This window comes from Subtercola vilae (assembly GCF_004923255.1).
In the GTDB taxonomy this organism is placed as follows: Bacteria; Actinomycetota; Actinomycetes; order Actinomycetales; family Microbacteriaceae; genus Subtercola; species Subtercola vilae.
In genome coordinates, this window is record NZ_QYRT01000038.1 from 23,223 (window position 1) to 37,450 (window position 14,228).

The following is a 14,228-nucleotide window of genomic DNA, read 5'->3' on the forward strand; positions in this document are numbered from 1 at the left end:
ACCGGGCGCCCCTCGCGATGAGGAACGCCCGGCTCTGGCTGTGGTGCAGGTGAGGCAGTGGTTATGCGGGGTCGAGCACGTAGCTCTCTTCGCCATGAACCACGGTGTCGACACCGGCGACTTCGTCTTCGGTGCTGATGCGGAACCCGATGGTCTTCTGAATGGCCGTACCGAGCAGCCAGGCAATGACGAACGAGAACACGAGTACCGAACCGGCACCGACCGCCTGCGCGCCGAGCTGGCTGAGCGGGTTCGAGTCACCGTTGCCGATGCGGTCGATCAGGCCGATGCCGGTACCGAAGATACCGATGTAGAGCGTTCCGATGATTCCGCCGACGAGGTGAATACCCACGACGTCGAGCGAGTCATCGAAGCCGAGCTTGAACTTCAGCTCGATGGCGAGGCAGCAGATCGCGCCGGTGACGGCACCGAGAACCATGCCCCAGCCGGGCGTGAGGATGTTACAGGCCGGGGTGATGGCCACGAGGCCGGCGACGGCGCCGGATGCCGCACCGATCGATGTCGGCTTACCGTCTTTGAACTTCTCGACGATGAGCCAACCGAGGATGGCCGCGGCGGGAGCGGCGAGCGTATTGATCCATGCGATGGCGGCCGTTCCATTGACAGCTGCTGCAGAACCGGCGTTGAAGCCGAACCAGCCGAACCACAGCAGAGCGGCGCCGAGCAGGGTCAGCGGCACGTTGTGCGGCTTCTGGATGCCCTTCTGAAAACCGATGCGCTTACCGAGTACGAGAGCGAGCGCGAGGCCCGCGGCACCGGCGTTGATGTGCACCGCAGTACCACCGGCGAAGTCGTTGACGCCCATGTTGAAGACGATCCACCCACCGTCGGTTGCCGCACCCGTGGTCGGGTCAGCGGTGAAGTTGAACACCCAGTGAGCGACCGGGAAGTACACGATGGTCACCCAGAGGAAGGCGAAGAGCATCCAGGAGCCGAACTTCGCGCGGTCGGCGATGGCGCCCGAGATCAGAGCGACGGTGATGATTGCGAAAGTGGCCTGGAAGCCCGCGAACGCCAGCCCGTACAGGTTCGCACCCGAGCCGTCGGGCGCACCCACAAGGTCGCCCAGCAGGAACTGGCCGCTCGGGTTGCCAAGAACGCCGGGGATCAGGTCGTTCGAGGTGTTGCCCGCCACTGTGCCGAAGGCCAAGCCGTAACCGTAGATGACCCACAGAACCCCAACGAGGCCCATGGCGCCAAAGCTCATCATCATCATGCTGACGACGCTGCGGGCCTTGACCATGCCACCGTAGAAGAAGGCAACTCCCGGGGTCATGATGAGTACGAGGGCTGCTGCAACGAGCAACCATAAAGCGTTGACGGTGGTGGTCAAATCACCGATTGTCGGGTCCGCTGTGATCATGTGAACCTAATACCTCTCTCAGAACTGAGTCAATGCGCCGTTGCCCAGTGCGCCCACGGTTCGGGCCTGTTGCCTCGGCTACGCCAATAGCTTCGTGGTTCGAGGTTTCGGCTGAGGTGAATCCATGTTTCGAGCAGGTAACGCGACAGGCCGATTTGTAACAACTGTGTTTCTGAAAACCGGCAGTTCCATCGAAAGAACCACCCCCCATTTTGGGAGGTGGGAGAGGTGTGTTATTTCTGCGTGGAGGCGATCAACCGGGAGGCGGCGCGCAGGTATTTCTTGCGATAGCCGCCGTTCATCATGTCACCGGCGAACACCTCGTCGAGGGCGAGACCCGAAGCGTAGACGGGCAGCTGGGCGTCGTACACGCGGTCGATGAACGCCACCAGGCGGAGCGCATCGGTCTGGTTCTTCAGCTCGCTGACGTCGGTGAGCACCAAGGCGTCGACGCCGTCGAGGAGTTTCACGTACTTCGACGGGTGCAGTGAACCGAGAAACTGTACAAGGTCGTCGAACGCGTCGACGGTGAACCGCGACCCGTCGCTCTCGAGCCGCCCGAGCTTTTCGTCGAGTTCCGCGGGTGACAGCGACTTCGCGTGCCCTTCGATGTTGCGACGGCGGTAGTCGAGCCCGTCGATGCGAATGATGTCGAAGCGCCCCGAGAGCGCCTGAATCTCGCGCAGAAAGTCTTGAGCGGCGAATCGGCCCTCGCCAAGAGCGTTCGGCGGGGTGTTCGATGTGGCAGCGAGCCGGGTGCCGGTGGCCACGAGGTCGGCCAGCAGCCGGGTCATCATCATGGTGTCGCCCGGGTCGTCGAGCTCGAACTCGTCGATGGCGATGAGCTTTGCGCCCGTGAGCAGTTTGACGGTGTCGGCATAGCCGAGCGCTCCAACGAGGGCGGTGAACTCTATGAAGGTGCCGAAGAACTTGGGTGCGGGTGCCGCGTGCCAGAGCGCCGCCAGCAGATGGGTCTTGCCCACGCCGAACCCTCCGTCGAGGTAGATGCCCGGTTTGGAGTCGGATGCCCTGGGCTTGCGACTGAAGAAACCGGCCGGCTTCGCTGGAGCGAACGAACCGGCGAAGTCTCGCACCTTCTGCAGTGTTTCGGCTTGTGACGCGTGATCGGGGTCGGGCCGGTACGAGTCGAACGAGGCCGTGTCAAACTGGCGCGGTGGCACCAGCACGGCCGCCATCTCGGCTCCCGTCAGAGTGGGGCGCAGATCGGTCAGGTGCAATGGAATAGTTGTACTACCGCTGTCGGTTGTCATCACTGGCAATTAAAGCGCAATTCCACGCACCCTGAACCACCTTGAAAACTGTGAAGCACCGTGCACCACCGGCCGTACGGCCACAACTGGAGGTAACAATGGCTGTCGAAACCGACACCTCACCCAAGTTCGCCGAATACGCGCATCCCGACCGCCTCGTGAGTACCGAATGGTTGGCAGAACACCTCGGCGACACCGACCTGGTGGTTGTGGAATCTGACGAAGACGTTCTGCTCTACGAGACAGGGCACATCAGTGGTTCGGTGAAGATCGACTGGCACACCGACCTCAACGACCCGGTGACCCGCGACTACATCTTCGGCGAAGAGTTCGCCACGCTGGTGGGCTCGAAGGGCATCGACCGCAACTCCACCGTGGTCATCTACGGCGACAAGAGCAACTGGTGGGCCGCCTACACGCTGTGGGTGTTCACCCTGTTCGGCCACGAAGACGTGCGTCTGCTCGACGGCGGCCGCGGCAAGTGGATCGCCGAGGGCCGCCCGGTGACCACCGACGAGACCGACGTGACGCCGGTGGAGTACCCCATCGTCGAGCGCAGCGACGTGGCCATCCGCGCCTTCAAAGACGACGTGCTCGAACACCTCGAGCGACAGGGTGTTCTCGTCGACGTTCGCTCGCCAGAAGAGTTCAGCGGCGAACGCACCACCGCGCCCGCCTACCCCGAAGAGGGTGCGCTGCGTGCCGGGCACATTCCGACCGCGCACAACGTGCCCTGGGCGAAGGCGGCCGCCGACGACGGAACCTTCAAGCCACTGGCCGACCTGAATGACATCTACCGTGAGGGCCTCGGCCTGAACGACGGCGACGACGTCATCGCGTACTGCCGCATCGGTGAGCGCTCGAGCCACACCTGGTTCGTGCTCACCCACCTGCTCGGCTTCGAGGGCGTTCGCAACTACGACGGTTCGTGGACCGAGTGGGGTTCTGCCGTGCGTGTTCCCATCGTTCAGGGCTCGGCCCGCGGCGAGCACGTCTCGAAGTAGCCGTTCGTGACCGACACCGAGCTGCAGCCCGCCCTCGCCGAGATTCGTGACGACTTTCTGGCGCTCACGATGAAAGAGCGGCTGCAACTGCTGCTCGAGTTCTCGAACGAGCTACCCGAACTGCCCCCGCGCTATGCCGAGCATCCTGACCTCTTCGAACGCGTCGTCGAATGCCAGTCTCCGGTCTTCATCTTCGTCGAGGTCGGCGATGACAACGTGGTTCAGCTGTTCGCAACGGCCCCCGCCGAGTCGCCGACCACCCGCGGGTTCGCGTCGATTCTGGCGCAGGGCCTCGGTGGTCTCACTGCCGACGAGGTACTGGCCGTGCCCGACGACTTCCCCCAGATGCTCGGGCTCTCACAGGCCGTCTCTCCGCTACGACTGCGCGGCATGTCGGCGATGCTCGGCCGCACCAAACGCCAGGTGCGCGAACGGATGCACGGCTGAGGCTGCGCGGCCGGTACTGTTCGGCTGGTACTGGCTGGTATTGGCTGGTATTGGCCGGTACTGTTCGGCCGGTAACAGCCGGCCGCCGCCCCTCAGCCCACCAACCCCCGCGCGCTCAGCCAGTCGCGAATAGAACTCGTGTAACGCGCGGGGTCGTAGTTCCACAGCCGCACGTGCTTCGCGTTCGAGAACGAGACCAGCGTCACGAGGTCGGGCCGCGCGTGGGCGAGCCGACGCGACGCTGTCGACGGCACGAACCCGTCGTCGTCGCTGTGCAGAATGAGCACAGGGAAGGCGATCTCAGAGGCCCGAGCCACGAAGTCGAGCCGCTTGAAGTTGATCGGCTGTGATTGACCGGTGACGGCCCGCCCCATCGTGCTGCCGATCGTGGCCATGACGCCCTTCGAGATGGGCTCGGGCAGGTGGTTGAGGTGGCCCTGGAAGACAATGGTGTCACTCCAGGCGACTACGGGTGAATCGAGTACGACGGCCCTGATGTACGAGGCGTTGATCGACCGGGTGGCTGCCTGCAGAACGGTGGCACCGCCCATCGACCAGCCCATCAGAACGAGCTGCTTCGCGCCGTGCTCGATGGCGTACTTCATGGCCGAATCGACGTCGTGCCACTCGGTGTCACCGAGGGCGTAACGCCCGTCAGAACTGCGAGGCGCATCGCCGTCATTGCGGTACGAGATCTGCAGAGTGGTGTAGCCGAGTTCGTGAAACAGGGGCAGTGCGCGAATGGTCTCGGCGCGGCTGACACCTCTGCCGTGCACGGCGATCATCCAGCGGTCGCTGGTCGCGATCGGAACAGCGGGGGCAGCAGCGGCGGCGGGAACAGCGGCGGCGCTCGGCTCGGTGATGAGCCAGGCGGGAGCCGGGCCGAGCTCCGTTTCGACCGCGACGTCTGTCACGGAGAACCCGAGCTCGCGGGGGTCGAGAAAGTACCAACTGCCGAGGCGGCACCAACGGGCATCCGAAAGCTCACCGAAATCGACGGCCTCGAGGCTGCGGGTGACCCGGCCCGCCTCGACCGAGACGATGTCGCCGATGCGAGCGTGGCCGGTGCCCCCGGCGAACCAGAGACTGTACCGACCGGCGACCAGGGAGTCGGCCGAGACGCCGAGCGTGATGGTGCCGTTCGCCTCATCGACCCCGTGGATGCGCAGGTTCTCGGTGGCCGAATCGGTGGGAATGACGACCGAACGAGAGAACTTCGCGGTGACGAAAGCGGCCGAGGCCGCAACTGCTGTTGCGAGGGTGCCTGCCGCAATGGCGGCCACCAACCAGGGGGCCACCGCAGAGGGTCGGCCCTTCACAACGGGCTCTCGATCGTTTTTCATGCACACACCTTTGCAGACAGCTCGTCACACACCGTACAAACGGCGTGCCTTCCCAGCAGACACTCAAAAAAACTCTAGTCTGACGACGTGTCCGATTCCCCCTTCAGCCCCGCGGTGCCCCCCGCATTCGCGGCGGCCCTCGAATCACTGCGCACCGCAGCCACCCGGCCAGAGCTCGTCGTGAACGAGATCGCCTCGCCCCCCAACCTCGCGCCGTACTCCATCGCCCTGTCGGCCGATGTGACGCCGCTACGGCATGGGTCAGACTCAGACCTCGGCACGGGCCGCTTCATTCTGCTGCACGACCCTGATGAGCCCGAGGCGTGGGGTGGGGCCTTTCGCGTAGTGTGCTTCGTTCAGGCCCCCCTCGAAACCGAGATCGGGCTCGACCCCTTTCTCGCCGATGTCACGTGGTCGTGGCTCATCGATGCGCTCGACACCAAGGGCGCGAAGTACTCGCATGCTTCGGGTACAGCAACTAAAATACTGTCATCAGGCTTCGGCGAACTCGCCAAGCAGGGTGACGGCGCCCAGATCGAACTGCGCGCGTCATGGACTCCGAAGGACGCAGATGTGAAGACCCATGTCGAAGGTTGGGGAGAGCTGCTCTGCATGCTCGCCGGCCTGCCCCCGGTGGCAGACGGCGTGAGCCTGCTGGCGGCAAGGCGCGCAGCGCGTGAGTGACCCGCAGCAGACAGACCCGCTCGCGACAGACCCGCTCGTGCACGACGCGTTGGTCACAGACGCGCTGGTGACAGACGCGCTGAGAACTCCTGTTCTGCCGACGACGCCCTATGACGTCATCGACACGCGCGAGGGCTACCTCGCTGCGGTCGAGCTCATTGCCGCCGGTACCGGCCCCATCGCGATCGACGCCGAACGCGCGTCGGGTTTCAAGTACTCACAGCGCGCCTACCTGATTCAGCTGTACCGGCGAGGTGCCGGCACTTTTCTGTTCGACCCGCCGCCCATCGGCTCGTTCGCCGAGCTGTCAGAGCTCATCTCCCGTCACGAGTGGGTGTTGCACGCGGCGAGCCAAGACCTGGCATGCCTCCGCGAGGTCGACCTCGCGCCCACCGTCATCTTCGACACCGAACTGGCCGCACGCCTGCTCGGACTGCCGCGGGTGGGGCTCGGCACCGTGGTCGAAGAGTTGCTGGGCATCCACCTGGCAAAAGAGCACTCGGCGGCCGACTGGTCGACGAGGCCGCTGCCCGCTTCGTGGCTGACGTACGCTGCACTCGACGTCGAGCTTCTCATCGACCTTCGTGACGCGATGGTCGAACTGCTCACCGAGCAGGGAAAGACCGAGATCGCGCGCCAGGAGTTTCAGGCCACCCTCGACAAAGAAGCCAAGCCTCCCCTGGCCGACCCGTGGCGCCGGCTCTCGGGGGTCAGCGCGCTCCGCGGAGCCAAGAACCTGGCCGCGGCTCGAGAACTGTGGCTCGCGCGCGATGAGCTAGCACGGTCGACCGACGTCGCACCGGGGCGCCTCGTGCCCGACCTCTCGCTGATGGCGGCCGCACGCGCGCTGCCAGAGTCGAAACGCGATCTTGCCGCTATGCGTGAGTTCACGGGCCGGGCGTCACGCTCGGAGCTCGACCGCTGGTGGAACGCCATCGAGGTGGGGCGGGCATCCACCACCCCGCCCGTCACCACGCGTTCTGCTGACACCCTCCCGCCCCCGCGCAGCTGGTCAGACCGTAACCCCGAGGCGGATGCCCGGCTGAAGGCCGCGCGCCAAGCCCTGCTCGCGCTCGGTGAAGAGCACCGCATTCCGCTCGAGAACCTGCTCACGCCCGAACTGCTGCGTCGGCTCGCCTGGAGCCCGCCGGTCGTCGTGAGCGCCGAGAGCGTTGCCACGTCGTTGACCGTGGCCGGCGCGCGGCCGTGGCAGGTTGAGCTAACCGCACAGTCAATTGCGCAAGCCTTTGTAGACGCTCCACAACACGTCGCCGACGACGTCGACACTGAATCGTAGAAAAGGGCAATCGATTACGGGGTCGAAAAGGCCCCGCATAAGATCGGAACGATTCTTATTCCGGGAGGCATGAGGCATAGTGGCCGCAATATCTGAAGTCGTTTTTGTTGACGGAGTTCGCACCCCCTTCGGGCGTGCAGGCGAAAAAGGAATGTACTGGAACACCCGGGCTGACGACCTGATAGTGAAAGCCATGCTCGGCCTGCTCGAGCGCAACCCCAACGTGCCGCACGACCGTATCGACGAGGTCGCCATCGCCGCGACCACGCAGCAGGGCGACCAGGGCCTGACCCTCGGCCGCACGGCAGCGCTGCTCGCGGGGCTCCCCCAGTCGGTGCCCGGGTTCGCCATCGACCGCATGTGTGCGGGTGCGATGACGAGCGTCACGACGACGGGCAGCGGTATCGGTTTCGGCGCCTACGACATCGTCATCGCCGGTGGTGTCGAGCACATGGGTCGGCACCCGATGGGCTTCGGGGCCGACCCCAACCCGCGTTTTCTCTCTGAGCGGCTGGTGGGCGAAGAGGCTCTGAACATGGGGTCGACGGCCGAACGCATCCATGACCGTTTTCCGCAGCTCACCAAAGAGCGCGCAGACCACTACGCACTCCGCTCGCAGCAGAAGGTCGCGGCGGCGTACGCGGCCAACAAGATTCAGCCCGACCTCATTCCTGTTGCCATTCGCAGCGAGAGCGGCTGGGGCCTCGCCACGGCCGACGAGGCGCCCCGCCCCGAGACCACCATGGAGGGCCTCGCGAACCTGCGCACGCCGTTCCGCCCGCACGGCCGGGTCACCGCCGGCAACTCGTCAGGGCTGAATGACGGCGCCACGGCGGCCATTCTGGCCAGCGGCTCGGTCGTGAAAGAGCTGGGCCTCACGGCCAAGATGCGCATGGTGAGCTTCGCGTTCGCCGGCGTAGCACCCGAGATCATGGGCATCGGCCCCGTGCCCTCCACCGAGAAGGCCCTGAAGAAGGCCGGCCTGTCGATCACCGACATCGGGCTGTTCGAGCTCAACGAAGCCTTCGCCGTTCAGGTGCTGTCGTTTCTCGACCACTTCGGCATCGACGACGACGACCCGCGTGTGAACGAATACGGCGGGGCCATCGCGCTCGGCCACCCGCTGGCGTCGTCGGGCGTTCGCCTGATGAACCAGCTTGCCCGGCAGTTCTCTGAACACCCCGAGGTTCAGTACGGTCTCACCGCCATGTGCGTCGGCCTCGGCCAGGGCGGCAGCGTCATCTGGGAGAACCCGAACTACGACCGAAAGGCGAAGAAGTCGCGCTGAGCGCCGACTGACATACTGCTATGACGAACTACGCTGAAGTTGATTTCTCAGAGCTCATCGCATTCTCGGTCGACGAGGTCGTGACGCACTCATACGTGCGTGATATTCCGCTCGCGAGCGGTAAGACACTCGCCCTCCTCACCCTCGACAACGGCCGCGACCACACCCGGCCGAGCACGCTCGGCCCGGTCAGCCTGGTCGAGTACGGGCAGGCACTCGACGGCCTGAAGCAGCGCGCGGCCGCGGGCGAGATCGATGCCGTGGCGGTGACGGGCAAGCCGTTCATCCTCGCTGCCGGCGCAGACCTCAGCAAGGTGGGCGACGTCACCTCGCGGGCGATGGCCAAGCAGATGGCGCAGTTGGGCCACTTCGCGCTGGCGAAGCTCGGCGAGGTGGGCGTGCCTTCGTTTACCTTCATCAACGGCCTCGCCCTCGGCGGTGGCGTGGAGATCGGTCTGAATGGCGACTACCGCACTGTCGACGCCGGCATCGCGGCACTGGGCCTACCCGAGGTCTTTCTCGGCATCATCCCGGGCTGGGGAGGCGCCTACCTGCTGCCGAACCTCATCGGCATCGAGAATGCCCTCAAAGTGATCATCGAGAACCCGCTGAAGAACAACCGCACCCTGAAGGGTAAAGATGTTCTCGAGCTGGGCATGGCCGACGCCATGTTCTCGTCGGCCAACTTTCTCGAAGATTCCCTGCGCTGGGCTGACGGCGTCCTAACCGGTGCTGTCACCGTCAAACGCTCGAACGCACCCGGCAAGGTGGAACGCCTGGTCAAGTGGGACGCGGCCGTCGGCATCGCGCGCAAGATGCTCGAAGGTCGTATCGGCACCGTGGCGAAGTCACCCTACGCAGCACTCGACCTGCTGAAGGCCGCCAAGTCGGGAACGAAAGAAGAGGGGTTCGCGCGCGAAGACGAAGCGCTGGCCGACCTCGTGGCTGGCGACCAGTTTCGCGCGAGCATCTATGCCTTCAATCTCGTGCAGAAGCGGGCCAAGCGCCCGGCCGGCGCGCCCGACAAGGCACTGGCGAAGAAGGTCGGCAAGGTCGGCGTCATCGGTGCCGGCCTCATGGCCAGCCAGTTCGCTCTGCTCTTCGTGCGCCGTCTGCAGGTGCCGGTCGTCATCACTGACCTCGACCAGGCTCGGGTCGACAAGGGCCTCGGCTATATCAGAGGCGAGATTGCCGGCCTGCTCGCGAAGGGCCGCATCTCCCCCGACGAGTCGAATCGCCTCAACGCGCTCATTTCCGGCACCACGAACAAGGCCGACTTCGCCGATGCAGACTGGGTCATTGAGGCCGTCTTCGAAGAGCTCGGTGTGAAGCAAGACGTCTTCGCCGACATCGAGCAGTACATCTCCGAAACCGCTGTTCTGGCCACCAACACCTCGTCGCTGTCAGTCGAAGCCATCGCCTCGAAGCTGAAGCACCCCGAGCGGGTAGTGGGTTTCCACTTCTTCAACCCGGTGGCCGTCATGCCCCTCATTGAAGTGGTCAACACACCGCTGACCGACGAGGCCACGCTCTCGACTGCCATGGTGACCGCCGCCAAGCTGCGCAAGAACGCTGTCATCACGCGGGACACCCCTGGGTTCGTGGTGAATCGCATTCTCGCAAAGCTGCTCGGTGAGGCAATGCATGCCGTCGACACCGGCACTTCGTTCGAGGTCGTGAACACCGCCCTTGCACCATTCGGGCTGCCCATGACCTCGTTCGAACTGCTCGAACTGGTGGGGCTGAAAGTGGGCGCCCACGTTCTCGACACGCACCACGCGGCTTTCCCCGACCGGTTCTTCGAGAGCGCCAATCTGCATAAGTTGGCCGACCACGGCAAGATCTTCGAGCGCGACGCCAAGGGCAAGATCAAGGGCTTCGACAAGCAGGCGGTCGCCATCGTCGCCGGCGGAACAGAGCCCATGACCGGCGAACAGATCCTCCGCCGCGTCGAAGACGGCCTGGCTGACGAGATTCATCGCATGCTCGACGACGACGTGGTGCACGCCGCCGAAGACATCGACCTCTGCGTCATTCTCGGGGCGGGCTGGCCTTTTCAGATGGGCGGCGTGACACCCTACCTCGACCGCGTGGGTGCCAGCGAACGGGTCTTCAACGACACCTTTCACCACCCCCGCATCGCGGGCGTGAACTGACACTCGGTCTTCGTCTGCACGGTGTGGGCTCTATGCCTCCACACCGTGCAGCGCCCTAGTGTGGAGGCATGGCCAAGACCCAGTACTACGTTGCGTCGAGTCTCGACGGCTTCATTGCCGATGCCGACGGCACGATGGACTGGCTGCTGCAGTTCGGTTTCGACTCCCACGAAACGCATTACAAAGCCTTTCTGGCCGACGTCGGTGCGCTCATTATGGGCTCTGCGACGTACCAGTTCATCGTCGACGAAGAGCTTCAGGCCTGGCCCTATGGCGATATGCCCATCTGGGTGCTGACCACCCGTGAGCTGCCCACCGCCGAGGGCGCCAACGTCTTCTTCACCAGCGAGAGCCCCGAGGTCGTCGCCACGCGTGCGCTGGCCGCCGCCGCCGGTGCGAATGTGTGGATCGTCGGTGGCGGCAACGTGGCGGCGCAGTTCGCCGGGCGAGGCCTGCTCGACGAACTGATTGTCAGCGTGATGCCCATCGTGCTCGGCTCGGGCACTCCCCTGCTGCCTCTCACGGGCGACCCGCGCCGTCTGCAGTTGCTGGCGACAACCCCCTTCGACGGCGGTGCCGTGGGGCTGTCGTACAGCCTCAGCTGAGATGACCGGGCCTCGGCTCCAGGTTGACGAGCATCTCTCAGGCGCGGGTCGGTCCTTCTACTCGAACTGGACGTCCCAAGACGGAACAATCGGAGAGCCATATCCAGAATCTGCTTTGAAGAATTCACTGAGATAGCTCTTGGACACTCCCAAAGAAATTTGGCTCGTGGTCTCAAAAACGCACGATCCCGCCGCCTCGGCATCGACCGTCCGCAACTCGTCGGAGACGAAGGCGCCGCTGAGTGTGCCGGCACGAAGCTTGAACGCATGAGAGAAGCCGTTCGAGCATCTCAGCCAGATGGTACCGCCGGACGCGGAATGCGTACTACCGGGCGTCCCACCCGCAAAAGTGAAAACATCGAAATAGTTCACTCCCGCTGCCGGCACAAACGACGAAGATCGCAGCACGGACGGCGGCGCAGAGGGAAGATGGTGACATTGCGGTGGGGCATCAGCCCCTGAACAGTTCTGTGGACTTGCGCTCGCACTACTCACGTCCGCACAGAACACCGCCGACACGCTGATCAATAGCGCAATAGAACCTCTAAACAGAAGGCTGGTGTGCTTCATTCGTAACTCTTTTCGAATATTCGCGCCAGCTAGGTGCCAGTCACGGTCGGCACTTGGGGGCCCACATTAGATAGAGAGTCGAACAAAGACAGGTTATTACGGCACTTTGTAGTTCAGTATGACTAGCGGGAGCCGAACTGGGCCGACTCGTCGGCGTCTTCAGGAACGGGGCGTGCAACGGGAATTCTGCTGCCCAGCACCTGCGCCACCACGTCACGCGCGATGTGCTGCGGCGTGAGCCCCACCTTCTCGAGAATCTCTGAGCGTGAACCATGGTCGAGAAACTCGTCGGGCAGCCCGAGCTCGGTGAGCGCGGTGTCGACGCCGGCTGCGCGCAGGTCTTGGCGAATGCGCGTGCCGACCCCGCCCACACGAATACCGTCTTCGAGCGTGATGACAAGGCGGTGTTCCGCCGCCAGGTCGATGACGCTCTGGGCAACAGGAACCACCCAGCGCGGGTCGATCACCGTGGCTCCGATGCCCTGCGCGGCAAGTCTCTCGGCCACATCGAGTCCGAGTGCGGCAAAGGAGCCGACCGCCACGATCAGCACGTCTTTCTGTTCGGCATCGCGCAGAACATCCACCCCATCGGGCATCCGCCTGACCGCATCGATGGGCCCGCCCACGCTGCCTTTCGGAAATCGGATGACCGTCGGGGCATCGTCGACCTGAAGAGCTTCACCGAGAACCTCGCGCAGCCGCTCGGCGTCACGCGGCGCACTCAACCTGATGTGCGGAACCACCTGCAGAATGGCCAGATCCCACATACCGTGGTGGCTGGGGCCGTCGGGGCCCGTCACACCCGCGCGGTCGAGCACGAAGGTGACGCCAGCGCGGTGCAACCCCACATCCATCAAGACCTGGTCGAACGCCCGGTTCACAAAGGTGGCGTAGAGCGCGACGACGGGGTGCAGCCCGCCGAACGCGAGCCCGGCGGCACTCGTGACGGCGTGCTGTTCGGCGATGCCCACATCGAGCACGCGGGAGGGAAACTTCTCGGCCAGCTTGTGCAGGCCAGTGGGCCGCAGCATCGCGGCGGTGATGCCGACGATCTTCGGGTTGGTCTCGGCGAGGCGTGCGATCTCGTCTGAGAAGACACTGGTCCACGACGGGCCGCCGGATGCACTGCCGATCGGTTCGCCTGTCTCAGGGTCGATCTGCCCCACGGCGTGAAACTGGTCGGCCACGTCGGCCCGGGCCGGCTCGTACCCTCGGCCCTTCTCGGTGATGGCGTGCACGATGACGGGCTGGTGGTACTCCTTGGCCTGGTGCAGGGCCTGCTCCATAGCGTGTACATCGTGACCGTCGATCGGCCCGATGTACTTGATCTCGAGGTTGGAGTACAGCGCTTCGTTGTTCGTGAGGCGGCTGAGAAACCCGTGCATACCGCCGCGGGCGCCGCGGTAGATGGCGCGACCGGCGGCACCGAAGTGGCTGAACAGGCGCTCACTCGAGTGGTGCAGGTCGCGGTAGCCGGCTGCCGTGCGAACCGAGTTCAGGTAGCGGGCCATACCGCCGATGGTCGGTGCGTACGAGCGGCCGTTGTCGTTGACCACGATGACGAGGTTGCGATCGTTGTCGTCGCTGATGTTGTTCAGCGCTTCCCACGTCATGCCACCGGTGAGGGCCCCGTCGCCCACCACCGCCACGACGTGTCGGTCGGCCTGGCCGGTCATCACGAAGGCGCGCGAGATGCCGTCGGCCCAGCTGAGCGAACTCGAGGCGTGCGAGCTCTCGACGACGTCGTGCGGGCTCTCTGAGCGCTGCGGGTAGCCTGCGAGACCGCCACTCTCCCGCAGGTGGCTGAAGTCTTGACGGCCCGTGAGCAGCTTGTGAACGTATGACTGGTGACCGGTGTCGAAGACGATGGCGTCTCGAGGTGAGTCGAACACCCGGTGGATGGCAATGGTCAGCTCGACCACGCCGAGGTTCGGGCCGAGGTGGCCACCGGTCTTCGAGACCTCTGTGATGAGAAAATGACGCACCTCGGCCGCGAGCACTACCAGCTGCTCTGGGCTCAGTGCGTCAAGATCCCTGGGCCCTGTGATCTGTTCGAGAAGGGTCATTGCACGAGTCTATTCTTCGAGAACGTATTTGCGTGAAGGCTGGCCCCCCAGCGTATTAGTGCTAGGACGCCAGCCGGATGCCCGGCCTCATCCCCTCGCCCCATCCCCTTGCC

The 14,228-nt window shown here is 64.5% G+C and carries 12 protein-coding genes; 7 read left to right on the top strand and 5 right to left on the bottom strand.

Features of this window, described 5'->3' with window-relative positions; all coding sequences use genetic code 11:
* Positions 1-61 precede the first annotated feature (61 nt).
* Both D4765_RS15365 and zapE read right to left on the bottom strand, forming a co-directional pair.
* Positions 62-1,297: an ammonium transporter gene (locus D4765_RS15365; RefSeq protein WP_237280487.1), complete on the bottom strand. Its 1,236-nt coding sequence runs from the start codon at positions 1,295-1,297 to the stop codon at positions 62-64.
* Between the two features lie 320 nt (positions 1,298-1,617).
* On the bottom strand, positions 1,618-2,655 hold the full coding sequence (gene zapE, locus D4765_RS15370; protein ID WP_136643201.1) for a cell division protein ZapE: 1,038 nt from the start codon (positions 2,653-2,655) through the stop codon (positions 1,618-1,620).
* A 98-nt stretch (positions 2,656-2,753) separates the two neighbouring features.
* Here zapE and D4765_RS15375 point away from each other — a divergent pair, with 98 nt between their 5' ends.
* Both D4765_RS15375 and D4765_RS15380 read left to right on the top strand, forming a co-directional pair.
* Positions 2,754-3,659, top strand: a complete 906-nt coding sequence (locus D4765_RS15375; protein ID WP_136643202.1) for a sulfurtransferase — start codon at positions 2,754-2,756, stop codon at positions 3,657-3,659.
* Positions 3,660-3,665: 6 nt separating this feature from the next.
* Positions 3,666-4,106, top strand: coding sequence for a SufE family protein (locus tag D4765_RS15380; protein ID WP_237280486.1), 441 nt, complete (start codon positions 3,666-3,668; stop codon positions 4,104-4,106).
* A gap of 92 nt (positions 4,107-4,198) precedes the next feature.
* Here the strand turns inward: D4765_RS15380 and D4765_RS15385 are convergent, their stop codons facing one another.
* Complete coding sequence (locus tag D4765_RS15385; protein WP_136643203.1) at positions 4,199-5,449, bottom strand: alpha/beta hydrolase family protein; 1,251 nt, start codon at positions 5,447-5,449, stop codon at positions 4,199-4,201.
* Between the two features lie 87 nt (positions 5,450-5,536).
* Between D4765_RS15385 and D4765_RS15390 the strand changes: the two genes are divergently transcribed.
* The 5 genes from D4765_RS15390 (at position 5,537) to D4765_RS15410 (ending at position 11,479) form a co-directional block, all read left to right on the top strand.
* A complete protein-coding gene (locus D4765_RS15390) occupies positions 5,537-6,133 on the top strand; it encodes a DUF3000 domain-containing protein (protein WP_136643204.1) in 597 nt (198 codons plus the stop codon).
* A gap of 94 nt (positions 6,134-6,227) precedes the next feature.
* Entirely contained in the window at positions 6,228-7,430 is a 1,203-nt protein-coding gene (locus D4765_RS15395) for an HRDC domain-containing protein (RefSeq protein WP_201799337.1), read from the top strand.
* Positions 7,431-7,509: 79 nt separating this feature from the next.
* A complete protein-coding gene (locus D4765_RS15400; RefSeq protein ID WP_136643205.1) occupies positions 7,510-8,718 on the top strand; it encodes a thiolase family protein in 1,209 nt (402 codons plus the stop codon).
* A 20-nt stretch (positions 8,719-8,738) separates the two neighbouring features.
* Positions 8,739-10,874: a 3-hydroxyacyl-CoA dehydrogenase NAD-binding domain-containing protein gene (locus D4765_RS15405; RefSeq protein ID WP_136643206.1), complete on the top strand. Its 2,136-nt coding sequence runs from the start codon at positions 8,739-8,741 to the stop codon at positions 10,872-10,874.
* A gap of 68 nt (positions 10,875-10,942) precedes the next feature.
* Positions 10,943-11,479, top strand: a complete 537-nt coding sequence (locus D4765_RS15410) for a dihydrofolate reductase family protein (RefSeq protein ID WP_136643207.1) — start codon at positions 10,943-10,945, stop codon at positions 11,477-11,479.
* Positions 11,480-11,536: 57 nt separating this feature from the next.
* Here D4765_RS15410 and D4765_RS15415 read toward each other — a convergent pair whose 3' ends face one another.
* Both D4765_RS15415 and dxs read right to left on the bottom strand, forming a co-directional pair.
* Positions 11,537-12,049: a hypothetical protein gene (locus D4765_RS15415; protein WP_136643208.1), complete on the bottom strand. Its 513-nt coding sequence runs from the start codon at positions 12,047-12,049 to the stop codon at positions 11,537-11,539.
* A 122-nt stretch (positions 12,050-12,171) separates the two neighbouring features.
* Complete coding sequence (dxs, locus tag D4765_RS15420) at positions 12,172-14,115, bottom strand: 1-deoxy-D-xylulose-5-phosphate synthase (protein ID WP_136643209.1); 1,944 nt, start codon at positions 14,113-14,115, stop codon at positions 12,172-12,174.
* Positions 14,116-14,228: the final 113 nt, after the last annotated feature.